The sequence below is a fragment of the Nocardioides sp. Z40_12 genome, from assembly GCF_058215795.1.
The window spans coordinates 277,232-303,453 of sequence record NZ_JBZAJA010000002.1; the positions used below are offsets into that span (position 1 = coordinate 277,232).

General features: G+C 71.2%; 25 protein-coding genes. 23 read left to right on the forward strand and 2 right to left on the reverse strand.

Going from position 1 to position 26,222, the window contains the following annotated elements; genetic code table 11:
* The first annotated feature begins 149 nt into the window (after positions 1-149).
* From AC4BG9_RS04525 to AC4BG9_RS04565, 9 genes are all read left to right on the forward strand, one after another.
* Entirely contained in the window at positions 150-1,484 is a 1,335-nt protein-coding gene (locus AC4BG9_RS04525; RefSeq protein ID WP_490569883.1) for a terminase large subunit domain-containing protein, read from the forward strand.
* Positions 1,481-2,779, forward strand: a complete 1,299-nt coding sequence (locus AC4BG9_RS04530; protein WP_490569884.1) for a phage portal protein — start codon at positions 1,481-1,483, stop codon at positions 2,777-2,779. The genes AC4BG9_RS04525 and AC4BG9_RS04530 overlap by 4 nt, the downstream gene beginning before the upstream one ends.
* Positions 2,776-3,303 (forward strand): hypothetical protein, encoded by a 528-nt coding sequence (locus AC4BG9_RS04535; RefSeq protein ID WP_490569885.1) that lies wholly within the window; start codon positions 2,776-2,778, stop codon positions 3,301-3,303. The genes AC4BG9_RS04530 and AC4BG9_RS04535 overlap by 4 nt, the downstream gene beginning before the upstream one ends.
* An 11-nt stretch (positions 3,304-3,314) precedes the next feature.
* Entirely contained in the window at positions 3,315-3,722 is a 408-nt protein-coding gene (locus AC4BG9_RS04540) for a hypothetical protein (RefSeq protein WP_490569886.1), read from the forward strand.
* Positions 3,723-4,037: 315 nt separating this feature from the next.
* Positions 4,038-4,916 carry a phage major capsid protein gene (locus AC4BG9_RS04545; protein WP_490569887.1) on the forward strand — a complete coding sequence of 293 codons (879 nt, stop codon included), beginning with the start codon at positions 4,038-4,040 and terminating at the stop codon, positions 4,914-4,916.
* A 2-nt stretch (positions 4,917-4,918) separates the two neighbouring features.
* Positions 4,919-5,236, forward strand: a complete 318-nt coding sequence (locus AC4BG9_RS04550; protein ID WP_490569888.1) for a hypothetical protein — start codon at positions 4,919-4,921, stop codon at positions 5,234-5,236.
* Between the two features lie 162 nt (positions 5,237-5,398).
* Positions 5,399-6,052, forward strand: coding sequence for an ATP-binding protein (locus AC4BG9_RS04555; protein WP_490569889.1), 654 nt, complete (start codon positions 5,399-5,401; stop codon positions 6,050-6,052).
* Positions 6,049-7,245: a DNA-processing protein DprA gene (gene dprA, locus AC4BG9_RS04560; RefSeq protein WP_490569890.1), complete on the forward strand. Its 1,197-nt coding sequence runs from the start codon at positions 6,049-6,051 to the stop codon at positions 7,243-7,245. Before AC4BG9_RS04555 ends, dprA begins: the two co-directional genes overlap by 4 nt.
* Before the next feature lie 35 nt (positions 7,246-7,280).
* On the forward strand, positions 7,281-8,219 hold the full coding sequence (locus AC4BG9_RS04565; protein WP_490569891.1) for a tyrosine recombinase XerC: 939 nt from the start codon (positions 7,281-7,283) through the stop codon (positions 8,217-8,219).
* Between the two features lie 40 nt (positions 8,220-8,259).
* Here AC4BG9_RS04565 and AC4BG9_RS04570 read toward each other — a convergent pair whose 3' ends face one another.
* The gene (locus tag AC4BG9_RS04570; protein WP_490569892.1) at positions 8,260-8,838 is read right to left on the reverse strand and encodes a peptidoglycan DD-metalloendopeptidase family protein; all 579 of its coding nucleotides are present in this window, start codon (positions 8,836-8,838) and stop codon (positions 8,260-8,262) included.
* Positions 8,839-9,224: 386 nt separating this feature from the next.
* On the opposite strand from AC4BG9_RS04570, the gene rpsB reads away from it, so the two are divergent.
* From rpsB to rlmN, 7 genes are all read left to right on the forward strand, one after another.
* Positions 9,225-10,196 carry a 30S ribosomal protein S2 gene (gene rpsB, locus AC4BG9_RS04575; RefSeq protein ID WP_490569893.1) on the forward strand — a complete coding sequence of 324 codons (972 nt, stop codon included), beginning with the start codon at positions 9,225-9,227 and terminating at the stop codon, positions 10,194-10,196.
* A gap of 48 nt (positions 10,197-10,244) precedes the next feature.
* Positions 10,245-11,060 (forward strand): translation elongation factor Ts, encoded by an 816-nt coding sequence (gene tsf / locus AC4BG9_RS04580; RefSeq protein ID WP_490569894.1) that lies wholly within the window; start codon positions 10,245-10,247, stop codon positions 11,058-11,060.
* A gap of 116 nt (positions 11,061-11,176) precedes the next feature.
* Positions 11,177-11,893 carry a UMP kinase gene (gene pyrH / locus AC4BG9_RS04585; RefSeq protein ID WP_490569895.1) on the forward strand — a complete coding sequence of 239 codons (717 nt, stop codon included), beginning with the start codon at positions 11,177-11,179 and terminating at the stop codon, positions 11,891-11,893.
* Between the two features lie 65 nt (positions 11,894-11,958).
* Positions 11,959-12,513 (forward strand): ribosome recycling factor, encoded by a 555-nt coding sequence (frr, locus tag AC4BG9_RS04590; RefSeq protein WP_490570216.1) that lies wholly within the window; start codon positions 11,959-11,961, stop codon positions 12,511-12,513.
* Between the two features lie 10 nt (positions 12,514-12,523).
* Entirely contained in the window at positions 12,524-13,399 is an 876-nt protein-coding gene (locus AC4BG9_RS04595) for a phosphatidate cytidylyltransferase (RefSeq protein ID WP_490569896.1), read from the forward strand.
* Between the two features lie 89 nt (positions 13,400-13,488).
* The gene (locus tag AC4BG9_RS04600; protein WP_490569897.1) at positions 13,489-13,866 is read left to right on the forward strand and encodes a hypothetical protein; all 378 of its coding nucleotides are present in this window, start codon (positions 13,489-13,491) and stop codon (positions 13,864-13,866) included.
* A 37-nt stretch (positions 13,867-13,903) separates the two neighbouring features.
* Entirely contained in the window at positions 13,904-15,028 is a 1,125-nt protein-coding gene (gene rlmN, locus AC4BG9_RS04605; protein WP_490569898.1) for a dual-specificity RNA methyltransferase RlmN, read from the forward strand.
* A gap of 28 nt (positions 15,029-15,056) precedes the next feature.
* On the opposite strand, the gene AC4BG9_RS04610 is transcribed toward rlmN, so the two are convergent.
* Complete coding sequence (locus AC4BG9_RS04610; protein WP_490569899.1) at positions 15,057-15,920, reverse strand: serine protein kinase RIO; 864 nt, start codon at positions 15,918-15,920, stop codon at positions 15,057-15,059.
* Positions 15,921-16,122: 202 nt separating this feature from the next.
* Here AC4BG9_RS04610 and AC4BG9_RS04615 point away from each other — a divergent pair, with 202 nt between their 5' ends.
* The 7 genes from AC4BG9_RS04615 to AC4BG9_RS04645 all read left to right on the forward strand — a co-directional run bounded on the left by AC4BG9_RS04615 (position 16,123) and on the right by AC4BG9_RS04645 (position 25,940).
* A complete protein-coding gene (locus AC4BG9_RS04615; RefSeq protein WP_490569900.1) occupies positions 16,123-17,568 on the forward strand; it encodes a M1 family metallopeptidase in 1,446 nt (481 codons plus the stop codon).
* On the forward strand, positions 17,568-19,451 hold the full coding sequence (locus AC4BG9_RS04620; RefSeq protein ID WP_490569901.1) for a propionyl-CoA synthetase: 1,884 nt from the start codon (positions 17,568-17,570) through the stop codon (positions 19,449-19,451). Before AC4BG9_RS04615 ends, AC4BG9_RS04620 begins: the two co-directional genes overlap by 1 nt.
* A 71-nt stretch (positions 19,452-19,522) precedes the next feature.
* A complete protein-coding gene (gene dxr, locus AC4BG9_RS04625; protein WP_490569902.1) occupies positions 19,523-20,629 on the forward strand; it encodes a 1-deoxy-D-xylulose-5-phosphate reductoisomerase in 1,107 nt (368 codons plus the stop codon).
* The gene (locus AC4BG9_RS04630; protein ID WP_490569903.1) at positions 20,626-21,975 is read left to right on the forward strand and encodes a M50 family metallopeptidase; all 1,350 of its coding nucleotides are present in this window, start codon (positions 20,626-20,628) and stop codon (positions 21,973-21,975) included. The genes dxr and AC4BG9_RS04630 overlap by 4 nt, the downstream gene beginning before the upstream one ends.
* Before the next feature lie 58 nt (positions 21,976-22,033).
* A complete protein-coding gene (gene ispG / locus AC4BG9_RS04635; protein ID WP_490569904.1) occupies positions 22,034-23,185 on the forward strand; it encodes a flavodoxin-dependent (E)-4-hydroxy-3-methylbut-2-enyl-diphosphate synthase in 1,152 nt (383 codons plus the stop codon).
* Between the two features lie 50 nt (positions 23,186-23,235).
* Positions 23,236-24,075 (forward strand): GNAT family N-acetyltransferase, encoded by an 840-nt coding sequence (locus tag AC4BG9_RS04640; protein ID WP_490569905.1) that lies wholly within the window; start codon positions 23,236-23,238, stop codon positions 24,073-24,075.
* A 95-nt stretch (positions 24,076-24,170) separates the two neighbouring features.
* Positions 24,171-25,940: a proline--tRNA ligase gene (locus AC4BG9_RS04645; protein ID WP_490569906.1), complete on the forward strand. Its 1,770-nt coding sequence runs from the start codon at positions 24,171-24,173 to the stop codon at positions 25,938-25,940.
* Positions 25,941-26,222: the final 282 nt, after the last annotated feature.

Here is a 26,222-nt window from a genome sequence, read left to right on the forward strand (position 1 = left end):
GGCCGGAGTCTCGCATGAGGGCCGGACCGAAGGCGGCCGTTGACGGAAGTCCACTCCCTTTCCGACCGCGCTCGACTGGCTCGGTTCGCTTCGGAGCGTTCTGTCAGAAGTTCATCGTCACACCGAAGGGATCGGGCGCGCTCTCCCCGATGCGTCTTCGTCCCTGGCAACTCGCGCTTGTGGGGTCTGTCCTCGACGCTGACCCGCGTCCCCGGACGGCGGGTTGGATGATGCCGCGGGGTCAGGGCAAGTCGACTCTGGTGGCCGCGCTGGGACTCTACGACTTGATGCTCGGAGACGAAGGCGCCTCCGTTGTCGTGGCTGCCACCGACGAGCGTCAGGCCGGGATTGTGTTTCGAACCGCCGCCCGCATGGTTGAGCTGAGCCCGGATCTCCTGGCGCGTGTCCAAGTCTTCAAGGATCGGCTCTATGTGCCCGAGCGTGGCGCTTCCTTCGTGTGTTTGCCCGCCGAGCCGAAGCGGCTGGAAGGGCTCGACTTCACCACCGCGATCCTCGACGAGATCGGCGTGGTGTCCCGAGACACCTACGAGGTCCTGGCGCTGGCCCAGGGCAAGCGGGAGCAGTCGACGCTGATCGGGATCGGCACTCCTGGCCCCGACCCGCACAACAACGTCTTGGCCGACATGCGGAGGTACGCGCTGGAGAACCCTGACGATCCCTCGTTCGTGTGGCGGGAGTTCTCCGCCGCTGCGTTCACCGACCACCCGGCCGACTGTGAGCACTGCTGGGAGTTGGCTAACCCGGCACTGGATGACTTCCTGCACCGTGACGCCCTAGCCGCTCTCCTGCCGCCCAAGACGCGGGAGGCGACCTTTAGGCGTGCCCGGCTCTGCCAGTTCGCCACCGACACCGACGGAGCCTTTCTCCCCGCTGGGGTCTGGGACTCCCTCAACACCGGCGAACGGATCCCCGATGGCGCCGAGGTTGTGGTCGCCTTGGACGGGAGCTTCTCCGACGACACCACCGCGCTACTGCTGGCGACGGTCTCCCCGGAGCCGCACTTCGACGTGCTGGCCGTCTGGGAGCGCCCGGTAGGGGATGAGTCGTATCGGGTGCCGGTGGCCGCGGTCGAGCAGACGATCCGGGATGCCTGCCGCCGCTGGCAGGTCGTGGAGATCATCGCGGACCCGTTTCGTTGGACTAGAACCCTGCAAGCCCTAGAGGCCGAACGGCTGCCGGTCGTGGAGTTCCCGCACTCGCCGTCCCGCTTGACGGCCGCGACCACGGATCTCTACTCCGCCGCTACCAACGCCCAGATGACCCACTCGGGAGACCCGAGGCTGGCCTCGCACGTGGCAGCCGCCGTGATCTCAGAGGACGCCCGAGGGATGCGGCTGGCGAAGGTCTCCCGCTCCCGCACGGCTCGAAAGATCGACCTGGCCGCCTGTCTGGTCATGGCACACAGCCGCGCCACCTGGCGCGCAACCCGCCGCACCCGCAAGAGAACACGGAGCTTCAAGTGACCACTGACCTACTGACCACGCTGGCTCAGCGACTCGACGAGTCCAGCGCCCGGTTCAACGAACTAGATCTCTACTACGAAGGCCACCAACCGCTAGCCTTCCTCGCCCCCGAGGCCAAGACCGCGCTGGGAACCCGCTTCGGTCGCATGGCCTCCAACATTCCCCGGCTGGCCGTGACCGCCCTGGCCGAACGGCTCCGGGTGACCGGCTTCACCGGGGCCGACGTGTGGCCCGACTGGATCGCCAACGATCTCGACCAGCTCTCCGGCACGGTCCACCGCGAAGCCCTCGCACTGGGAACCGGCTACGTCATCGTGTGGGGACGCCCCGACGGCTCCCCGCGGGTGACCGTCGAGTCCGCCCGGCAGGTGTCCGTGCTGACCGACCCCGGCTCCCGGCGCATCGTCGCTGCGCTCAAGCGCTGGGAGACCGCCACCACGACCGAGGCCGTGCTCTACGAACGCGACCAGATCACCCGGCTCCGCTCGGACGTCCCCGGTGCCACCACGACCGGGTTCCGAGTGGTCGAGACGATCCGCAACCCGCTCGGGACCGTGCCCGTGGTGGCATTCCGAAACGGCGACCGGCTGCTCTCGCCCGGTGCCTCCGAGCTCGATGACCTAATGCCGCTGTGCGACGCACTGAACAAGGTGCTGGCCGACCTCATGACCACGAGTGAGTACGTCGGCAGGCCGCGACGTTGGGCGACCGGGATCGAGCTGGAAGAGGACGAGACCGGCGAGGCGGTGAACCCGATCCCCGAAGGCAACCGCGCCATGATCTCGGAGAACCCCGACGCGAAGTTCGGTCAGCTTCCTTCCGCCGACCTCGCCGGATACGAAGCCGCGACCCGTGTCCTGCTCGGTCAGATCATGGCCGTCTCCGCGCTGCCCTCGCACTACGTCGGAGTGTTCACCGACAACCCCGCGTCCGCCGACGCCCTCCGTGCCTCCGAGGCATCCTTGACCGCCCGCGCGGAATCCCGGCAAGCCACCTTCGGCCGGAGCTGGGAGGACGTCGCACGGCTGATCGTGGCCGTCCGCGAAGGCATCGACCCGGCCGCGGTCAACGTCCGGGTGACGTGGGCCGACGCCGCCACCCGCTCGGTTGCCCAGGAGGCCGACGCGATCGTGAAGCTCTACGGAGCCGGACTGCTGCCCGCCTCCGCCGCCTTGGCCCGACTCGGGTACACCGAGGACCAGATCGCCGAGATCCGCAACGCACGCCGCGCCGAAGCCCTCGACACCGCCGGAGTCAACATCACCGCTCTGTTGCCCAGGCAGGAGGCGTCATGACGTATCAGGACGCCCTCGAGGAGACCGTCACCGCGACCGCGGCCCAGGTCACCGCCGCTGTGGCCGCCCATGAGGCCGGAGTCATCACAGCCGACGCACTGGCCGCAGTGGTCGCCGCCTTCATCACCGCAGGCAACGGCACTGCCTCCGCACTGGCAGACCTGTCCCTGGCCGCCGCCCTTACGATCCGGCTCCGTACCCCGGTAGCCCCGTTGGGGATCACCCGGCCGGCCGACGACACCGAGCGGCTTAGGAAGGCCGCCCGCACCCTTCTCGCGGCTCAAGACGTGTCCCTGGCCCGGTGGGAACGGCTCGCCCGCGCCGAAGGGCAGGAAGCCGCCGCACGCGCCTACAGCGAAGGCATCGCCCGTTCCCGGCACGTCACCGGTTGGCGACGCGGGATCTCCGGGTCCGCCTGCCAGCTCTGTCAATGGTGGAGCCGTGGTGGGCAAACCTGGCCGGCCGACCACCCGATGCCCACCCACAAGGGGTGCACCTGTCACCCCGAACCCGTCACCCGATGAAAGGAACCACCATGACCGAAGCCCAGATCCCCGACGAGACCACCGAAGACGAGCAACTCGATCCGAACACCACCGAGCAAGCCGAGCAGGACCCCGAGACCTTCCCGCGCGAGTACGTCGCCAAACTCCGCGACGAAGCCGCCAAATACCGCACCAAGGCAGCAGACCGGGACACCCTGGCCGAGCGTCTGCACGTCGCCCTGGTGGCCGCTACCGGTCGCCTGGCCGACCCGGCCGACCTCACCTTCGACGAGACCCACCTGACCGATGCCGAAGCCCTCACCGACGCGATCGACGAGCTCGTGACCCGCAAGCCCCACCTGAGATCACGTCGCGTTGTCGGAGACGTCGGGCAGGGTGTCACCGGGGGAGACAGTTTCGTCGACCTGGCCGGAATGCTCCGGCGCAACGCAACCTGAAAGGCAAGACGACATGGCCGACGGAAGTACGAACAAGGATCTCTCACACGAGACTGCAGAGGCGCTCCTGACCGCGATCAAAAGCGAAGCGCCTACCGCTAACGACCGGAGCACAGAAGGTCTCGAAAGCCTCGCCAAGGCATACGCGGCGGTCGTCGGAGCCATGCCAAACCCGCCGTCAACCCGTGGGCGCGTAGGAACTATCTGATACCCCCTAGGGTATAGTGAGAGGGGCGGTCCTGGCGGCCGTCCCTCTCGCTGGCTCCCTGACGGAGAAGCGGTCCTAGACCCCTTCATCCGAACGGAGCCACACTCATGGCCGTCTCCACCACCACCGCCCCCGAGCTCACCACCGAGCAGGTCCAGCGCATCCTCGTGAAGCCGCTGGAAGCCGTCTCGACCTTCCTCAGCGCAGGCGTCCGCATCATCGACACCGCTGGCCCCCTGCGCCTTCCGAAGCTCGGAGCCGCGACCTCCCCGGCCTGGTTCGGGGAAAACGAGCAGATCGCTCCCGAGGTCGACCCGACCTTCGACGAGATCGAGCTCCTGCCCAGCACGATCAAGTCCGTCAAGACCCTCACCCGCTTCTCCAACGAGCTCAGCCGCCAGTCTGTGATCTCCCTCGACGCCGCCCTCCGCGAGCGGCTCGTGAAGGACGTCGCCGACACGATCGACGCCCAGTTCTGGGGAGCCTCCAACGGGGCGAGCAAGACGCTCCCGCAGGGCATCCTGAGCTATGCCGGCCAGACCGTCTCCGCAGTCGGGACGCTCACCCTGGACAAGTTGCTCGACGCCGAGGACAAGGCCCTGTCCGCCGACGTCAACCCGGCCGCGCTCAAGTGGGCCATGACCTCGCGCGAGCTGACCGTGCTCCGCAAGATCAAGACCGGGACCGGCTCAAACGCCTACGTGCTCCAGCCCGATCCCACTAAGGCAGGGGGCTACGTCATCTTCGGCAAGCCCGTCATCGTGACGAACCGAATCCCCACCACGACCGGCACCCCGGACACCGGCAACATCGTTCTGGCCGACTTCTCCCAGATCGTCGTAGCCCGCGACCTCGCCCCATCGGTCAAGGTGCTCGACCAGACCTTCGCCGACTACGACCAGCAGGCACTGCGGGTCGTCTCCCGCTACGACGTCGCCCCGCTCAACGACGACGCCGTGGTGAAGCTGACCGGGATCACCATCTGATGATGCCCACCGGCCAGGACGTCGCCGCATACTCCGGGTCACCGACGAACGCGACGATCTCCGCCACCGCCGAAGCACACCTACCCGTCACCAAGGCGATGGTCCGCGCCTACACCCGAGGCAACGGCTTCGACGCGGACGACGAGCCCAACGACGAGCTGGCCGCGGTGATCGTGTCCACCACGGCCCGCACGGCACATAATCCGCAGTCTCTGCGCGCCCAAGGCATCGACGATGCGACGGTCAGCTACCAGATCGTTTCAGGCTGGACCCTGGCCGAGCTCGCCGTGCTCAACCGCTACCGGAGGCGCGCCATGTAGCCCGGCGTCAACGTCGCCCCCGGCCCTTTCACCCTTTCAGCCGGACAAGGGATCGAAGGTGCGGAGCAGTCTGGTTCCGACCCGCCGCACCTGCGCCGAACGCAACACGACCCCCGGAGAACAGTCTCCGGGGGTCGTGCATTGCCAGTAGTGGGATAAGTAGTGTTATCTCTCGACGAGTTCCCGCTCTTCCGGGCCGACGTCATCGACGCCCTGCGCCAGCCGTTGGAGAGCGGCGAGATCAGGGTGGTGCGTGGTGAGGAGGCCGCGGTCTTCCCGGCGCGGGGCATGGTCGTGCTGGCTGCGAACCCGTGTCCCTGCGGGGAGTACCACCCCACGGCCGGGCAGAACCGGTGCGAGTGCCAGGAGGTCGCCCGCCGGGAGTACCGGCGCAAGGTGTCTGGCCCGATCACCGACCGGATCGACATCTCGCGCCACGTGCCTCCGGTGCGCACCGGCGCGGGCGACCACCTGGAGGCCCCGGCGAGCTCCGCGCTCGTCCGCAGCCGGGTGGCGGCGGCCCGCGCGCGTCAGGCCGAGCGCTACGCCGGACGGGGCTGGCGGCTCAACGGTCAGGTCCCCGGGCACGTCCTGCGCGCGGAGTGGCCCCTGCCGCCGGGAGGCCAGCGCCTGCTCGACGACGCGCTGCTCGCCGCGAGGCTCACCCGGCGCGGCGCCACCCGGGTGCACCGGATGGCCTGGACGGTGGCCGACCTGCGGGGCAGGCCCGCCCCGGGCGACGACGACGTCGACACCGCCCTGCGCCTGCGGACGGGCGAGCCGCTCAAGGCCGCCAGCATGGCGGCGCCGCGGTGAGCGCCACGGAGGAGGAGCGGCTCGCCCGGGTGGCGCTGAGCAGGCTGGGGGAGCCCGGGGATCCGCGGCTCGCGGGCCTGGTCACCGAGCTGGGCGCCGCGCGGGTCAGGGACCTTCTCCTGTCGCAGCCGTCGGTGCCCGGCCCGGGAGCACGTGCGGGTGCCACCGGGAGAGCCACCGGGAGCGGCACTGGGAGCGCCGCCGTGGGCGTCGACGTGGCCGCCCGGCTGGCTTCGCTGGACCCGGAGGCCGAGCTGGAGCGGGCGGCGCGGGGCGGGCTGCGCTTCGTGGTGCCGGGCGACGAGGAGTGGCCCACCGGCCTCGACGGCCTGGCCGCCGCCGGGACCGTCCACGAGCGTGGCGGGGTGCCCCTGGGTCTGTGGGTGCGGGGCCGGGCCCGGCTCGACGCGCTGGGCGAGGGCGTCGCCGTCGTCGGGTCCCGCAGCTCGACCGGGTACGGCGAGCTGGCGGCCAGGGAGCTCTGCGCGATGACCGCCCGCGCGGGCTTCTGCGTGGTCTCCGGGGCCGCGTTCGGGATCGACCAGGCCGCGCACCGGGGGGCCCTCTCGGTGCGCGGCGCGACCATCGCGGTGCTGGCCTGCGGTGCGGACCGCGCCTACCCGGCGGCGCACCGCGAGCTGATCGACCACATCGCCGAGGTCGGTGCCGTCGTCTCCGAGACCGCACCCGGATGCTCGCCGATGCGCACCCGCTTCCTGGCCCGGAACCGGATCATCGCGGCCCTGGCCCGCGGGACGGTCGTGGTGGAGGCGGCGATCCGGAGCGGCGCGCTGAGCACCGCGACCTGGACCGAGCGGCTCAACCGCCCGCTGATGGGGGTGCCGGGTCCGGTCACCGCAGCCGAGTCGCAGGGAGTGCACGAGCGGATCAGGTCCGGCGCGGCCGTGCTGGTCACCGGTGGACACGACGTCCTGGAGCTCCTGGGCAGGCCGGGGGAGCACCTGGTCGAGACGCCGCGTGCGTCACCGCGCCCCCGGGACCTGCTGACCGGCCGGCACCGCCAGGTGCTGGACGCCGTCCCGGTCGCCCGCCCGGCCGGGACCGACTCGATCGCCCGCACGGCGGGGATCGGGGTGCGGGAGGTCTATCGCGCGCTGATGACGCTCGAGGAGAAAGGGCTGGTGCACCGGGCCCCGGAGGGATGGCGCCTCGGTGGGCTCGCGCGAGCCTGACGCACCGGGCGGCCGCCGGCTCCTAGGATCGGAGCATGACGGAGCAGGTCGAGGACCCCGACCTGCCGGAGGGCTGGGCGCGGACGCTGGCCGACTACGAGCGGCACCTGGTCTCCGAGCGCGACCTCTCGGCCCACACGGTCAGGGCCTACCTCCGCGACATCGCCGGGATGCTCGAGCACGCCCGGCGCCTAGGCCTCCAGGAGCTGGACGAGATCGACCTGAGGGTCCTGCGCAGCTGGTTGGCCAAGCAGCAGACGACGGGCATGGCGCGGCGGACCGTGGCCCGGCGCGCCAGCGCCGTGCGGGTCTTCACCGCCTGGCTCTCCCGCACCGGACGGACCGGCGCGGACGCCGGGGCGTCGCTGCTGTCCCCGAAGCTCGACCGCAGCCTGCCCTCCGTGCTCCGGGCGGACGAGGCCGCCGACCTGATGACGGTCGCCGCCCGCCGCGCCGAGGACCTGGACCCCCTCGGGCTGCGCGACGCGGCGATCCTCGAGGTGCTCTACGCCACCGGCATCCGGGTGGGTGAGCTGGTGGGCCTCGACGTGGACGACCTGGATGCCGACCGCCGCGTGCTGCGGGTGCTGGGGAAGGGCCGCAAGGAGCGGGTCGTCCCCTACGGGCAGCCCGCGGCCGAGGCGCTCCGACGTTGGCTCGCCCAGGGACGGCCCGCCCTGGTGGGGCCAGGGTCCGGCCCCGCGCTCTTCCTCGGCGCACGAGGAGGGCGCATCGACCCGCGGCGGGTGCGCACGACCGTCCACGCCCACCTGCGGGGCGTGCCCGGGGCCCCGGACATGGGTCCGCACGGCCTGCGGCACACCGCGGCCACCCACCTGCTGGAGGGGGGAGCCGATCTGCGCTCGGTTCAGGAGCTCCTGGGTCACGCGTCGCTGTCGACCACCCAGCTCTACACGCACGTCACCACCGACCGGCTCAGGCAGGCCTACCGCCAGGCCCACCCGCGGGCCTGAGGGCACGCGGGACTGAAGGCCTGAAGGCACCCGGGCGGGGCTACCGCGTCGCCCGCAGGTCCGTGAGGGGGAGCAGGCGGACACCCGCCGAGGCACCCACCAGGGAGAGCGGGTCGAGGTAGTCCGCGCCCCGCCGCAGACCCCAGTGCAGGCAGGCGGCCGGGTAGCAGTGGGAGAAGGGGAGCGTCAGCAACCCGATCCGCTCCCCGCTCGAGACCTGGTCGCCGACCCGGACCAGGGGGACCACCGGCTCGTAGGTCGTCCGGGTGGGGCCGTGGGCGACCACCACGACGGGCTTCCCCGCGACCCGGCCGGCGAAGGTGATCCGGCCCGGCAGTGCGGAGACGACCGACTGCCCCGGCCCTCCGGCCAGGTCGACGCCGCGGTGGCCGGACTCCCAGGGGTGGTCGGGCGGGTCGAAGCGCTGGTGCACCGCGGGCGCGGGGTCGAGCGGCCAGCTGCCCGGGGGCGGTTCCTGCCCGCCGCCGTCCGGGGCGGAGGGGGCCGGCGGGCCGAGCGGGGCCGGCGGGGCCGCCGGATCCACCGGGGCCAGTGAGGCGAGTGGCGCGAGCAGGAGACCCAGGGCGGCGGCGCCGAGGGCGGTGGTCGTCAGGGTCATGGGCCGATCCTGCGCCGCCGTGGCGCTCCGGGGTGCCGGTAGCGGAACGGGCTGGGGAAGGAGGGGTCGGCTGCCTGCCCTGTGGAGGGCCAGCGGCTGCGATTGGCCCGGGACCGTCCAGGTGAACTAGTCTGGTCACAGCAGCCCGCATGGGCTGACTTCGCACGCTCGCAGACCGCGACGGGGTCGTCTTCTTCTGAGGCCCCTCCGCCCGCGGGCGCCGATCCTCGGTCCCACCCCGCGAGGGATGGGTCGGATCGCGCGTGAGCGTCAGGGCCACCGGCACCCGTCGGCGGCAGTGAACTGAAAACCATACGCAGGGCCCAGCAGCGCCGCCGCCAGGCAGGTGCGGCGACCGGGTGCCTGCACCGACACAGGAGAACACCATGGCAGTCGTGACCATGCGCCAGCTGCTCGAGAGCGGCGTCCACTTCGGGCACCAGACCCGTCGCTGGAACCCCAAGATGAAGCGCTTCATCATGACCGAGCGCAACGGCATCTACATCATCGACCTGCAGCAGTCGCTGGCCTACATCGACCGCTCCTACGCCTTCATCAAGGAGACGGTGGCCAAGGGCGGCACGATCATGTTCGTGGGCACCAAGAAGCAGGCCCAGGAGGCGATCGCCGAGCAGGCGACCCGCGTCGGCATGCCCTACGTCAACCAGCGCTGGCTCGGCGGGATGCTCACCAACTTCCAGACCGTGCACCAGCGGATCAACCGCCTCAAGGAACTCGACGAGATCGACTTCGACGACGTGGCGGGCAGCAGCCGCACCAAGAAGGAGCTGCTGCAGATGCGCCGCGAGCGCGACAAGCTCAACAAGTCGCTCGGCGGCATCCGCGAGATGACCCGCACCCCCTCCGCGGTGTGGATCGTCGACACCAACAAGGAGCACCTGGCCGTCGAGGAGGCGCGCAAGCTGCGCATCCCGATCGTCGGCATCCTCGACTCCAACTGCGACCCCGACGTCGTCGACTTCCCGATCCCGGGCAACGACGACGCGATCCGCGCCGTGGGCCTGCTGACCCGCGTGGTCGCCGACGCCGTGGCCGAGGGCCTCATCGCCCGCTCCGGCGCCAAGACCGGGGCCGGCTCCGGCGAGACCGTCGCCGCGGGCGAGCCGCTGGCCGAGTGGGAGCGCGAGCTGCTCTCCGGTGAGGCCGACAAGGCCGCCGTGGAGGCGACCGGTGGCGACTCCTCGACCGACGACACCCCGGCCTCCGAGTCGACCGGTGCCGCCGTCGAGGCCACCGAGGCCCCCGCCACCGAGGCCACCGAGGCCCCCGCCACCGAGGCCACCGAGGCTCCGGCTGCCGAGGCCACCGAGGCGGCTGCGCCCGCCGAGCAGGCCTGACCCTCTCGCTCCCGCAGCGAGACCAACCGAACTCGAGGAAGAAGGAACATGGCTAACTTCTCCGCAGCCGACGTCAAGAAGCTCCGTGAGCTCACCTCCGCCGGCATGATGGACTGCAAGAAGGCGCTCACCGAGACCGACGGTGACTTCGAAAAGGCCGTCGAGCTGCTCCGCGTCAAGGGTGCCGCCAAGGCGGCCAACCGGGCCGCCGAGCGCGAGACCTCGGCCGGCCTGGTCGCCCACTCGGGCGGCTCGCTGCTCGAGCTGAAGTCCGAGACCGACTTCGTCGCCAAGAACGACGACTTCGTCGCCACCGCCCAGAAGATCGCCGACGCCGCCGACGCGGCCAAGGCGAGCGACCCCGAGGCCCTCAAGGCCGTGTCGCTGGGCGACAAGACGGTCGGTGAGGTGGTCGAGGGTCTGGCCATCACCATCGGCGAGAAGATCGAGCTCGGTCAGGTCGCCCACTTCGACGGCAAGGTGGTGGCCTACATGCACAAGCGCGCCGCCGACCTGCCGCCGGCCGTGGGGGTCCTGGTCGAGTACACCGGTGACGACGAGGCCGCCGCGCGCGGCGCCGCGATGCAGATCGCGGCCATGCGCCCGCAGTACCTGACCCGCGAGGACGTCCCCGCCGACATCGTGGCCAAGGAGCGCGAGATCGCCGAGGCGACCTCGCGTGAGGAGGGCAAGCCCGAGCAGGCGATCGCCAAGATCACCGAGGGCCGGCTCAACGGCTTCTTCAAGGACGTCGTCCTGCTGGAGCAGCCCTCGGTCACCGAGAACAAGAAGACCGTCAAGGCGGTCCTCGACGCCGCCGGCGTGACGATCACCCGCTTCGCGCGGTTCGAGGTCGGCGCCTGACCCGATAGGGTTTCGGCTAGCAGCAACGACGAGGAGGCCGGTTCGGTGGATCGACACATGACCATCGGACCGGCCTTCGCGTGTCCCCGCATCACCTCCCGCCGAAAGGATCTCGCGTGACGGCGTACTCCCGTGTCCTGCTCAAGCTTTCCGGAGAGGTCTTCGGAGGCGGACGCATCGGGGTCGACCCGGACGTCGTCTCGAAGGTCGCCCGCCAGATCGCCGCCGTGGTCCGCTCCGGCGTCGGGGTCAGCATCGTGGTCGGCGGGGGCAACTTCTTCCGCGGTGCCGAGATGCAGCAGCGCGGGATGGACCGGGCCCGGGCCGACTACATGGGGATGCTCGGCACGGTGATGAACTGCCTGGCCCTCCAGGACTTCCTGGAGAAGGAGGGCATCGAGACCCGCGTGCAGACCGCGATCACCATGGGCCAGGTCGCCGAGCCCTACATCCCGCGGCGCGCCATCCGCCACCTGGAGAAGGGCCGCGTGGTCATCTTCGGGGCCGGTGCCGGGATGCCGTTCTTCTCCACCGACACCGTCGCCGCCCAGCGGGCGCTGGAGACGCGCTGCGAGGTCGTGCTGATGGCCAAGCAGGGAGTGGACGGGGTCTATACCGCCGACCCCCGCACCGACCCCACGGCCACCAAGCTCGACACCCTGACCTTCTCCGACGCACTCCAGCAGGGCCTCAAGGTGGCCGACGCCACGGCGTTCGCGCTCTGCATGGAGAACAACATGCCCCTCATCGTCTTCGGGATGGAGGACGAGGGAGCCATCCTGCGCATCGTGCAGGGTGAGAAGATCGGCACCCTGGTCAGCCAGGACGGCTGACGGCCCCGCGACCACCACCGGGACGCCAGTCCCACCGTTCCACCGAGAGTAGGTATCCAGACGTGATCAGCGACATCCTCCGCGAGGCGGAGCAGAAGATGGACAAGTCGGTCGAGTCGACCCGCGAGGAGTTCGCGACGATTCGGGCCGGGCGCGCCAACCCGAGCATGTTCAACAAGATCGTCGTGGACTACTACGGGTCGCCCACCCCGCTCCAGAGCCTGGCGACCTTCACCTCCCAGGACGCCCGGGTCATCCTGATCGCGCCCTTCGACCAGAGCGCCATGGACGCGATCGAGAGGGCGGTGCGCGACTCCGACCTCGGGGTCAACCCCTCCAACGACGGCCGGGTGCTGCGCTGTGCCTTCCCGGAGCTGACCGAGGAGCGCCGCAAGGAGTACATCAAGCTCGCCAAGGGCAAGGCCGAGGACGGACGCGTGTCGGTGCGCAACGTCCGCCGGACCGCCAAGCAGGCCCTGGAGAAGCTCGAGAAGGACGGCGAGGTCGGCAAGGACGACGTCGCCGGGGCCGAGAAGCGCCTCGACGCCGTGACCAAGACCCACACCGACCACATCGACGAGATGCTGAAGAAGAAGGAGTCCGAGCTGCTCGAGGTCTGAGCGCCCTCCCATGAACACCACCACGACGTCGGCGGAACAGCCGAAGAAGGACCACGGCCGGGCCGGGCGGAACCTCCCGGCGGCCGTGGCGTCCGCTGTCGTCCTGCTCTCCCTCGTGGCGGGCACGCTCTACTTCTGGAAGACCGCCTTCATGCTGCTGGTGGCGGTCGCCGTGGTGGTCGGCGTCTGGGAGCTGCGTCGCGGCTTCCTGGCCAAGGAGATCGACCTGCCCGAGCAGCCCCTGATGCTCGGGGGCGTGGTGATGGTGCTGGTCGCCTACTTCTGGGGTGCGCCGGCCCTGGTGACCGCCACCGCGGTCTCGGCCCTGGTGATCATGTTGTGGTTGCTGCGCCGCGGGGTCGATGGCTACGTGCGCAACGCGACCGCCTCGGTCTTCGTGCTGGTCTACCTGCCCTTCCTGGCCTCCTTCGTGGGGCTGATGCTCTCCGAGGGCGGCACGGTCGACTTCTCCCGCTGGGACGACGGGGTGAAGGGCATCGTCGTGTTCATCCTGGTGACGGTGGCCTCCGACACCGGGGGCTACGCCGCCGGCGTGCTGTTCGGGAAGCACCCGATGGCACCGGTCATCTCGCCCAAGAAGTCGTGGGAGGGGTTCGCCGGCTCGGCGCTCGCCTGCGTCGCCGCCGGCTGGTTCCTGGTCACCTACCTCCTGGAGGGCGACTGGTGGGTCGGGGTGGTGCTGGGGCTCATCACGGTCGTGATGGCGACCCTGGGCGACCTGGTCGAGTCGGTGATCAAGCGCGACCTCGGGATCAAGGACATGTCCCAGGTGATCCCGGGCCACGGCGGGCTGATGGACCGGCTCGACTCGCTGCTGGCCACGATCGCCCCGACCTGGCTGCTGCTCCACTACCTGGTCTTCTGAGCCGTCGCGCGGCGCCGTGCGGGCGCCGTGCACGGGTCTCCGGCTTGTCGCGCCCACTCGCGGCGCCCCGACACCTAGGATGGGCGACCATGACCACAGAGCAGGCCCACCAGCACCCCGGGGAGCAGACGGGTCCGCACCCGACGCGAGCGGGCTCGCCGCTCGAGTGGTGGCACCGCAGCCACCCCACGTTCGCAGCGATCACCGGCTTCTTCGCCGGCATGCTCTTCGTCACCGCCGTCCCCGGTGCGTTCGCGGCCGCGCTGCGGCTCCTCTTCCCCTACGAGACCGCGGAGCGGTACTTCCCGCTGGTCCTCGTCTCCCTGCTGGTCCCCGCTGGACTTCTGGTGCGGCGCCGGACCCGCCGGTTCGCCCAGTTCATGTTCGTGGGCATGGTGCTGACCGCGCTGGTCGTCCTGGGCGTGGCCTCCCTGGTCCTCTACTTCATGGTGCAGGCCGACTCCTGATTGGGGGAGGGGCGGTCGGAGTGGGAGAATCGTGGGGATGTCCCAGACACCTCCGCTCCTGCCCCTCGTCTTCGATGAGCCCCGTGGTCGCAAGAAGCCCCCGCGGCACCTCGCCGACCTCGATCTCGGAGGCCGCCAGGAGCTGCTGACCTCGCTGGGGCTCCAGGCCTTCCGTGCCAAGCAGCTCTCGACCCACTACTTCGGTCGCCTGGTCGACGACCCGGCGCAGATGACCGACCTCCCCGCGACGCAGCGCGACGAGTTGGTGGCGGCGCTCCTGCCCAAGCTGATGACCCCGCTGCGCACCCTCGAGGCTGACAAGGGCACCACCCGCAAGACGCTGTGGAAGCTCTTCGACGGCGCCCTGGTCGAGTCGGTCCTGATGCGCTACCCGGACCGCGCCACCGTCTGCGTCTCCAGCCAGGCGGGCTGCGGGATGGCCTGCCCCTTCTGCGCCACCGGTCAGGGCGGCCTGCAGCGCAACATGTCCACGGCCGAGATCGTCGAGCAGGTCGTCGCCGCCGCGCGCAGCATGGACCGTGGCGAGGTCCCCGGTGGACCGGGTCGTCTCTCCAACGTGGTCTTCATGGGCATGGGCGAGCCGCTGGCCAACTACAAGGCCGTGATCGGCGCCGTCCGCCGCCTCACCGATCCGTCCCCGGCAGGGCTCGGGATGAGCGCCCGCGGCATCACCGTCTCCACCGTCGGTCTCGTCCCGCGGATCAACCAGCTGGCCGAGGAGGGCATCCCGGTCACCCTGGCCCTCTCCCTGCACGCTCCCGACGACGAGCTGCGCAACGAGCTGGTCCCCATCAACACCCGCTTCTCGGTCGCCGAGACGGTCGAGGCCGCCTGGAACTACGCCCGCACCACCAAGCGCCGCGTCTCCATCGAGTACGCGATGATGCGCGGCATCAACGACCAGGGCGAGCGGGCCGACCTGCTGGGCGACGTCCTCAGCTCCTACGGCGACTGGGGCTGGGTCCACGTCAACCTGATCCCGCTCAACCCGACGCCGGGCTCGAAGTGGACCGCCTCGGACCCGCGCGACGAGCGTGAGTTCGTCCGTCGTCTCGAGGCCAAGGGCATCCCCACCACGGTGCGCGACACCCGGGGCCGCGAGATCGACGGCGCGTGCGGGCAGCTGGCCGCCTCGGAGTGAGTGCCGGGCAGCCGCCAGGCGCCCCTCCTCAGAACGCCTGACCCATCAGGTCGCCGAAGAGGTCGTGCTCGTCGACGGCGAGCCCACGGGAGCGGAACCACCGGCAGAGGTTGGCACAGTCGCGCAGCAGGAAGTCCGGGCCCTGGGCGTTGCCCGCCAGGTCCACGACCTGGGGCAGGTCGATGACCACGAGACGCTCGCCGGCCGCCAGGATGTTGTAGGCCGAGAGGTCGCCGTGGACCAGCCCTGCGCGGACCATCGTGACCATGGCCTCGCGGAGCTGCTCGAACCAGTGGGAGAGCAGGGCGACCTCCGGCCTGGTCTGGGCGAGGCGGGGTGCCGTCGTCCCGTCGACCTCGATCCACTCCATCAGGATCTCGGTCCCGTCGACCTGGACCGGATAGGGGACCGGCAGCCCGGCCTCCCAGAACCGGGTCAGAGCGGCCCACTCCGAGAGCGCCCACTCTCCGGCGGCGACGGTCCGCCCCCAGGTGGACCCCCGCTTGAGGGCTCGCGCGTCCCGCGAGCGCTTCGTCGTGCGGCCCTCGGTGTAGACCGCGGCGCGCTGGAACGAGCGGTGCTGGGCGTCGCGGTAGCGCTTGGCCGCCATCACCACCCCGCTGCCCGGCTCGTGAGGGTCCGCGCGCTCCAGCAGGTGCACGTCCGCCTCCTTGCCGGTCTTCAGGACGCCCAGGTCGGTGTCGATCGCCCCCTGAGAGGTCACGACCCAGTCGGGGCGTGGCTCGGGGCCACGCATCAGGGGCTCCACCTCCAGCCAGGTGGACCAGCGGCAGGCAGGGTCGTCGAGCTCGTCGTAGGCGCGGAAGTCGAAGACGAAGTCGGGATGGAGCGGGGAACGCTCAGGGGTGGACGGGTCCGGGTGCGACGGCATGGGCGGGTCTCCAGCGGTGGGTGAGGTGGTCTGCGGACAGGCAGAGGACAGTCGTGGACATGTCGCGCCTCCTCACTTCTCGCCGGACTTCTCGCCGGGTTTCTCGCTGGGTTTCTCGCTGGGCGCACGTCGCCCCGGTCGTCTCCATGATCGGTGGCGTCCCCACGCGTGGACAACCGATTTTCGCGGTACGTTGACCGGCATGACTCGGTCACCCCGAACCGGCCGGAGGCGGGCTCTCGCGGCCGCCGTGACGACGGCCCTCGCCCTGTCCCTCGGAGCGGTCCCCACGGCGGGAGCCGCGCACCGTGCCGCGGACCCGGTCCCCGGGGCACCAGGGATCGGGGACCCCTACTTCCCGCTCGACGGGAACGGCGGGATCGACGTGCAGCACTACGACATCCGCAACCGCTACGCCTTCGGCAGCGGTCGTCTCCGCGGCCACACCACCCTGACGATCGCCCCGACCTCGGAGCTCTCGAGCTTCAACCTCGACTTCCTGCTCCCGGTCAGCGCCGTCACGATCGACGGACAGGCGGTCGAGCACCGCCGTAGCGGCAAGCACGAGCTGGTCATCACCCCGCGCACCGCGCTCGCGCCCGGGGCCCCGGTGAGCGTGAGGGTGGAGTACGCCGGGTTCCCCGGCCGCAAGAGGTACGCGGGCGAGTCGAACTGGCTCGCCGACTCCCACGAGGTGGTGGCCATGAACCAGCCGCACATGGCGCCCTGGTGGTTCCCGGCCAACGACCATCCCGCCGACAAGGCGACCTACGCCATCTCGGTCACGGTGCCGAAGGGCAACCAGGTGATCGCCAACGGGACCCGGGTCGGCACCGACACCCGCGGCGGCTCCACCCGGGTCCGCTGGGTGGCCCAGGAGCCGATGGCGTCCTACCTGGCGTTCTTCGCGGCCGGGAGGTTCCGGGTCGACACCGGGACCCACCAGGGTTTGCCGTGGGCCGTGGCGGTCTCCCGGCAGCTGCCGAAGGCGGAGCAGCGGGCGTCGATGCGGATGCTGCGGCGGACGCCGCAGGTGGTCGCGGAGCTCGAGCAGGACCTGGGGGAGTACCCCTTCTCCAGCACCGGCGGCCTGGTGACCTCCCTGTCGCCCGGCTTCGCCCTGGAGAACCAGACCCGCCCGACCTACCCGGCGCTGGGCCGCGGCATGGAGTGGCTGCTGGTCCACGAGCTGGCCCACCAGTGGTTCGGCGACTCGGTCGCGATCCCGAGGTGGCGCGACATCTGGCTCAACGAGGGCGCCGCCTCCTTCATGGAGCAGCGCTACGCCGAGCGGCACGGCGGCGGCGCGGCCCAGACGTGGCTCACCCGGCAGCACGGCGCGCTCGGTGCCGACCAGCAGTTCTGGGCGCTCGACATCGCCGACCCCGGCCCCCGCCGCATCTTCGACGAGGCGATCTACACCCGTGGGGCGATGGCCTTCCAGGCCTTGCGGCACCGGATCGGGGAGACGGCCTTCTGGACCCTGCTGCGGACCTGGCTGCAGGACCGGGCGGGTGGCCACGGGACCTCGGAGGAGTTCGAGGCACTGGCCGCGCAGATCAGCGGGCAGGACCTGACCGAGTTCTTCGGGGCGTGGCTGCGCCAACCCACCCCGCCGGCCGCGACCACCGAGAACGGGCTGGTCTGATGGGCTACCGCGAGGAGTACGCCCGCTCCATCGAGGACCCCGAGGGCTTCTGGCGGGAGCAGGCCCGCCTGGTCGACTGGTTCGCCAAGCCCGACCGGATCCTCGACGACGACCGGCCGCCGTTCTACCGGTGGTTCCCCGGTGCCACGCTCAACACCTGCTACAACGCGCTGGACCGGCACGTGGTGCGCGGGGCGGCCGACCGCGACGCCCTGATCTACGACTCGCCGGTGACCGGGACCAAGCGCCGGTTCAGCTATGCCGAGCTGCTCACCGAGGTCGCCGCGTTCGGCGGCGTGCTGCGCCACCTGGGGGTGGGCAAGGGCGACCGCGTGGTCATCTACATGCCGATGATCCCCGAGGCGGTGATCGCCATGCTGGCCTGCGCCCGGATCGGCGCGGTGCACTCGGTGGTCTTCGGCGGGTTCGCCCCGCACGAGCTGGCGTTGCGGATCGACGACGCGACGCCCACCGTGGTGGTCAGCGCCAGCTGCGGCATCGAGCCCAGCCGCACCATCGCCTACAAGCCCCTCTTGGACCGGGCGCTCGAGCTGGCCGAGCACGCGCCGGCCGCCGTGGTGGTCAAGCAGCGCCCTCAGCTGGAGGCGACGCTGGTCGAGGGGCGCGACCTCGACTGGGACCTCGCCATGCGCCTGGGCCGCACCGAGCCGGCCGAGTGCGTCGAGGTGACCGCCACCGACCCGCTCTACGTGCTCTACACCTCGGGCACCACCGGCCGGCCCAAGGGGATCGTGCGCGACCACGGCGGCCACGCCGTGGCCATGGCGTGGTCGCTCCGCAACGTCTACGACGTGGGGGAGGGCGACGTCTGGTGGGCCGCCTCCGACGTGGGCTGGGTGGTGGGCCACTCCTACATCGTCTACTCCCCGCTGATCAACGGCGCGACCACCGTGCTCTACGAGGGGAAGCCGGTGGGGACGCCGGACGCCGGCGCCTTCTGGCGGGTGGTCGCCGAGTACGGTGTGAAGGCGCTCTTCACCGCGCCGACCGCGATCCGGGCGATCAAGAAGGAGGACCCGGACGCCGCCCTGCTCGCCGATCACGACACCTCCACGCTCCAGGCGCTCTTCCTGGCCGGGGAGCGGCTCGACCCCGAGACCTGGCGCTGGGCGGGGGAGAAGCTGGGTGTGCCGGTGGTGGACAACTGGTGGCAGACCGAGACCGGGTGGCCGATCGCGGCCAACCTGCGCGGCCTCGAGCCGCTGGAGATCAAGGCCGGGTCGCCCTCGGTGCCGGTGCCCGGGTTCGACGTGGTCGTGCTGGACCCCAAGGGCGACCCGGTCCCCGCGGGGACGGAGGGCGCCATCTGCGTGCGGCTCCCGCTGCCCCCCGGCACCCTGCCGACGCTGTGGGGCGACGACGATCGCTACGTCTCCTCCTACCTGTCGACCTATCCCGGCTACTACCTCTCCGGCGACGGCGGCTACCTCGACGAGGACGGCTACCTCTACGTGATGGGGCGGACCGACGACGTGATCAACGTCGCCGGCCACCGGCTCTCCACCGGCGCGATGGAGGAGGTCATCGCCGCCCACCCCGCGGTGGCCGAGTGTGCGGTGATCGGCGTGGCGGACCCGATGAAGGGGCAGCTGCCCCGCGGCTTCGTGGTCCTCAAGGCCGGCGTCGAGCAGGACCCCGACGACGTCCGTGAGGAGCTGGTCCAGCTGGTCCGCAACGAGATCGGCGCGGTCGCGGCGTTCCGCGAGGTCACCGTGGTGGGCGGGCTGCCCAAGACGCGCAGCGGCAAGATCCTGCGCCGCACGATGCGCGAGATCGCCGACGGCAAGGACGCCCCGGTGCCCTCGACCATCGAGGACGAGGCGGTGCTGGAGACCCTGCGGCCGGTGCTCCGGCGCGAGTAGGCCGCCGCATACGGCCGAGGGGCCCCGGCACGGGAGTGCGGTCGCCACCTGGGGCCTGCGAGACTGGCGGGGTGAAGCAGCGCGACGTCGTCATCCTGGGCAGCACCGGCTCGATCGGCACCCAGGCCCTGGACCTGGTCCGGGCCAACCCCGAGCGCTTCCGGGTGGTCGCGCTCACCGCGGGCGGGAGCCGGGTCGACCTCTTCGAGCAGCAGGTGGCGGAGTTCGCCCCGGCCTTCTCCGGCCTGGGCGAGGAGGCCTGCGTCGAAGCCGCGTCGCTGGCCTGCGACGTCGTCCTCAACGGCATGACCGGCGCGGTGGGGCTGCGCCCGACCCTGGCGGCCCTGGAGGCGGGCAGCACGCTCGCGCTGGCCAACAAGGAGTCCCTGATCGTCGGCGGGCCGCTGGTGCGCGACCTGGCCCGCCCCGGCCAGATCGTGCCGGTGGACTCCGAGCACAGCGCCATCGCCCAGAGCCTGCGCGCCGGCACCCGGGCGGAGGTGCGTCGCCTGGTGCTGACCGCCTCCGGCGGCCCGTTCCGTGGCCGGAGCCGGGCGGCGCTGGAGGAGGTCACCCCCGAGGAGGCGCTGGCCCACCCCAACTTCGCGATGGGCAAGGTGATCACCACCAACTCCGCCACCCTGGTCAACAAGGGGCTGGAGGTGATCGAGGCGCACCTGCTCTTCGACGTGCCCTACGACCGGATCGACGTGGTGGTCCACCCCCAGCAGCTGATCCACTCGATGGTGGAGTTCGTCGACGGCGCGGTGGTGGCGCAGCTGGGACTGCCCACCATGCTCGTGCCGATCTCGCTCGGGCTGGGATGGCCCGACCGGGTGCCGGACGCGGAGACCCCCATCGACTGGTCCCGGGGGGCCGACTGGCGCTTCGAGCCGCTGGACGACGAGCTCTTCCCCGCGGTCCGGCTGGCGCGGCGCGCGGGCGAGGCGGGAGGCACTGCTCCGGCCGTCTACAACGCCGCCAACGAGGTGTGCGTCGAGGCGTTCCACGCCGGGTCGCTGGGGTTCCCGCAGATCGTGGAGACGATCGGGCACGTCCTTGACGGGCACGGCGTACCCTCGAAGGAGAACTTGACCGTGGCCGACGTCCTCGCCGCCGACTCCTGGGCGCGCGAGGAGGCCCGCCGCCTGATCCGAGGGGACCTCACCGCTCCATGACCGCACTGCTCTACGCCCTGGGCGTCGTGCTCTTCGTGCTGGCGATCCTGCTCTCCATCGGCCTCCACGAGCTGGGGCACATGATCCCGGCCAAGAAGTTCGGCGCCAAGGTCACCCAGTACTTCATCGGCTTCGGGCCCACCGTGTGGAGCAAGCGGGTGGGGGAGACCGAGTACGGCGTCAAGGCGATCCCGCTCGGGGGCTACGTCAAGATCGTCGGGATGCTGCCGCCGGGCGCCGCCGAGCTCGCCGAGCCGGCGGGCTTCGACGAGAACGGTGAGCCGGTCTTCCGGGTGCGGCAGTCCAACACCGGGTTGTTCACCCAGCTGGTCTCCGACGCCCGCACCGCGGAGTGGGAGCTGGTCGAGCCGGGCGACGAGGACCGCCTCTTCTACCGGCTGCCCGCGTGGAAGAAGATCGTCGTGATGGCCGGCGGGCCCACGGTCAACATCCTCATCGCGCTGGCGATCTTCGCGCCGCTCTTCGCCACCTACGGCAACCCCAACGACCCCCGGATCCTCCCGGAGGTCGCCGACGTCTCGGCCTGCGTGGTGCCGGCCGCCGAGGACAGCCGGGTCTGCCGCGAGGACGACCCGGTCGCCCCCGCGTTCGCCGCCGGGCTGGAGCCGGGTGACGAGTTCGTCAGCTTCAACGGCGTCCCGATCACCGACTGGGAGGTCCTCCAGGACCAGATCCGCAGCAACGACGACGGCCGGGCCGAGATCGTCATCCGCCGCGACGGGGTGGAGAAGACGGTCGTCACCAACACGATGGTGACCGCGCGTCCCACCTCGAGCGACGACGAGACCCTGGTGGAGGTGGGCTTCCTGGGCGTCACCCCCGTCACCGAGCTGACCACCGGCGGCCTGGGGTACACCCTGGGCCGGATGGGCCACATGACCGTCGACACGATCGAGGCGATGGTCCAGCTGCCGGTGAAGGTCTGGGGCGTCGCGAAGGCGATCGTCGGGGTCGAGGAGCGCGACCAGCAGGGACCGGTCTCGATCGTCGGCGGCGGTCGCCTGGCCGGGGAGGCGGTCTCCCACGACCTGGTGCCCTCCGGCGACAAGGTCGCCTTCATGCTGATGCTGATCGCCGGCTTCAACTTCTTCATCGGCATGTTCAACTTCATCCCGCTGCTCCCGCTGGACGGCGGCCACATCGCCGGCGCGGCCTACGAGGGGGTGCGGCGCACGATCGCCCGGGTCCGGCGGCGGCCCGATCCCGGCCACGTCGACGTGGCCCGGCTGCTGCCGGTGGCCTACGTGGTGGGCCTGGCACTCCTGGTGATGGGCGTGGTCCTCATCGTCGGCGACATCGTCGTCCCCCTCAGCCTCACCGGGTGAGATCGGGGGGTCGCGACCGCTCACCGGCGGGCGTGACCCGCCGAGTAGCCTGGGGCGCATGACTGCCATCGGCCTGGGCATGCCCGCGCTCCCTCCCCCGGTCCTCGCCCCGCGTCGCCCGACCCGCCAGATCAAGGTCGGCTCGGTGGGAGTGGGCAGCGACCACCAGATCTCGGTGCAGTCGATGACGACCACCCTGACCTCCGACGTCAACAGCACGCTGCAGCAGATCGCCGAGCTCACCGCGGCGGGCTGCGACATCGTCCGGGTCGCCTGTCCGAGCCAGGACGACGCCGACGCGCTGCCGCAGATCGCCCAGCACTCGCAGATCCCGGTGATCGCCGACATCCACTTCCAGCCGAAGTACGTCTACGCCGCCATCGAGGCGGGCTGCGCGGCGGTGCGGGTCAACCCCGGCAACATCCGGCAGTTCGACGACCAGGTCAAGGAGATCGCCCGGGTCGCCAAGGACCACGGCACCTCCATCCGGATCGGCGTCAACGCCGGCTCCCTGGACAAGCGGCTGCTGGAGAAGTACGGGCGGGCGACACCGGAGGCGCTGGTGGAGTCGGCCGTCTGGGAGGCCAGCCTCTTCGAGGAGCACGACTTCCACGACTTCAAGATCTCGGTCAAGCACAACGACCCCGTGGTGATGGTCCGCGCCTACGAGCTGCTCGCCGAGGCGGGGGACTGGCCCCTGCACCTCGGCGTGACCGAGGCCGGTCCGGCCTTCCAGGGCACGATCAAGTCGGCGACGGCTTTCGGCGCCCTGCTCAGCCGCGGCATCGGCGACACCATCCGGGTCTCGCTCTCGGCGCCGCCGGTCGAGGAGGTCAAGGTGGGCCTGCAGATCCTGCAGTCGCTCAACCTGCGCGAGCGCCGGCTCGAGATCGTCTCCTGCCCCAGCTGCGGCCGGGCCCAGGTCGACGTCTACACCCTCGCCGAGCAGGTCACGGCCGGCCTCGACGGCCTCGAGGTGCCGCTGCGGGTCGCTGTCATGGGTTGCGTGGTCAACGGACCGGGTGAGGCCCGGGAGGCCGACCTGGGGGTCGCCTCCGGCAACGGCAAGGGCCAGATCTTCGTCAAGGGCGAGGTCATCAAGACCGTCCCGGAGTCGCAGATCGTGGAGACCCTGATCGAGGAGGCCATGCGCATCGCCGAGGGGATGGAGCCCGTCGAGGGAGCCGGCGCCTCGGTCTCGGTCTCCTGACCGTCTCCGGTGGGTCCTGAGGCCGCCCCGGGGCGAGTAGGGTCGCGGCCGTGACCCGTGACGAGATCCAGGTCCTGGGGGTGCTGGACCTCCAGGAGTTCCTCGAGCTGACGGCGCGGGACCCGGTGGTCAACGTCTTCGTCGACCACCGTGCCCGGACCACCCGCCTGGACCCCCGCTGGCTGGGGGGCGAGGTGTGGGGCCGGTTCGTGGGTGACGAGATGGTCGCCGCCTGCCACGTCGGGGCCAACCTCGTCCCCGTGGAGTGCGACGAGGAGTCCGCCGCGCTCTTCGCGGAGCGGGCCGCCCGCGGCGGCCGCCGCTCCAGCACCGTGGTGGGCCCCGAGGCGGCCGTCGCCGGCCTGTGGCGCGGGCTCGACGGTGCCTGGGGCGAGCCCCGCGAGGAGCGCTGGCACCAGCCCCACCTCGAGATCGGCGGCCCGCCCACCGCGGAGCCCGACCCCGACGTGCGGGCCACCACCCGCGAGGACCTCGACGTGCTCTACCCCGCGTGCGTGTCGATGTACACCGAGGAGGTGGGCGTCTCCCCGGAGGCCGGGGGCGGGGGCGACCTCTACCGGGCCCGGATCCAGCAGCTGGTCTCGCGGGGTTGGTCCTTCGCCCGGATCGAGGACGGGCGGGTCGTCTTCAAGGCCGAGGTCGCCTGCGCGAGCCCCTACGCCGCCCAGATCCAGGGGGTCTACGTCCCCGAGGACCTGCGCGGTCGAGGGCTTGCCACGCACGGGATGGCGGCCGTGGTCGAGCACGTGCGGCGCGAGATCGCACCCGTGGTCTCGCTCTACCTCAACGACTGGAACACCGGCGCACGCAAGGCCTACGAGCGGGCCGGGTTCACCGAGTCCGCCCGGCTCGCCACCATCATGTTCTGAGCCGGGCCGCTCGCGGGGCCCGGGGTCCTGGCCCCGGCCGGGCCGGAGGGCACGCCGGTTCGTCGGCGCCGAGGGGCGCCAGTAGCCTTGCGCCCATGATCATGCGGATGTCCCAGCTCTTCGTGCGCACCCTTCGCGACGACCCCGCGGAGGCCGAGGTGCCCAGCCACCGGCTGCTCGTCCGGGCGGGCTACATCCGCCGGGTGGCCCCGGGGATGTACACCTGGCTCCCGCTGGGCCTGAAGGTGCTGCGACGCATCGAGGACATCATCCGCGAGGAGATGGACGGTATCGGCGCCCAGGAGGTGCTCTTCCCGGCCCTGCTGCCCAAGGAGCCCTACGAGGCGACCGGGCGGTGGACCGAGTACGGCGACAACCTGTTCCGGCTCACCGACCGCAAGGGCGGGGACTACCTGCTCGGCCCGACCCACGAGGAGATGTTCACCCTCCTGGTCAAGGACCTGTACTCCTCCTACAAGGACCTGCCGCTGGCGCTCTACCAGATCCAGACGAAGTACCGCGACGAGGCGCGGCCCCGGGCCGGGCTGCTGCGCGGGCGGGAGTTCGTGATGAAGGACTCCTACTCCTTCGACGTGGACGACGCCGGCCTGGAGGCCTCCTACCAGCGGCACCGCGAGGCCTACGTCCGGATCTTCGACCGGCTGGGCTTCGACTACGTGATCGTGAAGGCCACCTCGGGCGCGATGGGCGGCTCCCGGTCGGAGGAGTTCCTGGCCCGCACCGACGTCGGCGAGGACACCTACGTGCGCTGCACGTCGTGCGACTACGCCGCCAACGTGGAGGCCGTCACGGTCCCGGCGCCCCCCGCCCAGCCCTACGACGACGTGCCCGCCGCGCACGCGGAGGAGACTCCCGCGACCCCCACGATCGGGACGCTGGTCGACCACCTCAACGAGCGGTTCCCCCGCCCGGACCGGGCCTGGCACGCGGGGGACACCCTGAAGAACGTGCTGGTCGTCCTCAAGCACCCCGACGGCACCCGGGAGCCGCTGGCGATCGGCCTCCCCGGCGACCGCGAGGTCGACCAGAAGCGGCTCGAGGGCCAGCTGGAGCCCATCGAGGTGGAGCCGATGGACGAGGCCGAGCTGAAGAAGCACCCGGCGCTGGTCAAGGGCTACATCGGCCCGGCCGCGCTGGGGGAGGAGTCCACCTCCGGCATCCGCTACCTGGTGGATCCCCGCGTGGTGGAGGGCACCCGCTGGGTGACCGGCGCGGACGTCGAGGGCCGGCACGTCCTCGATCTGGTGGTCGGGCGCGACTTCACCCCCGACGGCACCATCGAGGCCGCCGAGGTGCGCGACGGCGACCTGTGCCCGGCCTGCCAGGACGGAGCGCTGGAGTCGGCCCGCGGCGTGGAGATGGGCCACATCTTCCAGCTCGGGCGCAAGTACGCGGAGGCGCTCGACCTCAAGGTGCTCGACGAGAACGGCAAGCTGGTCACCGTGACCATGGGCTCCTACGGCATCGGGCCCTCCCGCGCCGTGGCTGCGATCGCGGAGAACACCCTCGACGGGGCCGGGCTGTGCTGGCCCCGTGAGGTCGCCCCGGCGGCCGTCCACGTGGTGGCCGCGGGCAAGGACGTCGCGATCTTCGAGGCCGCCGACGGGCTCGCCCGCGAGCTCTCCGACGCCGGGCTCGACGTGCTCTACGACGACCGCGCCGGCAAGATCAGCCCCGGGGTGAAGTTCAAGGACGCCGAGCTCATCGGCGTCCCCACCATCGTGACGGTGGGGCGTGGCCTCGCCGACGGCGTGATCGAGGTCAAGGACCGCCGCACGGGCGAGCGCCAGGAGGTTCCGGTCGCCGAGGCGGCGGCCCACCTGAGCGCCCTCGCGCGCGGCTGAGCGGCCACGTCTTCGGGCGACTGCTCGGGGGGTCGGCGGAGGCGGGGTGCTGCGCGTTTACGCACTGCAAGATCATGCAACTCAGGGGTGGTTCCGTTTCCCTGATCTGTGTTGCAGACTCATGCCAGTGGTGAAAGTTCCTCGACCCAGGCTCTGACCCACTTCCGGGCTGTTGCTGACCAGCCCGACCGGCCCGCGGACTCGGCGTGCTGGGGGAGATCTCGGGACTCCCCCAGGATGACGAGGCCGCGGGCCGTTCCCTTTTCCGGACCCGGGGCAACC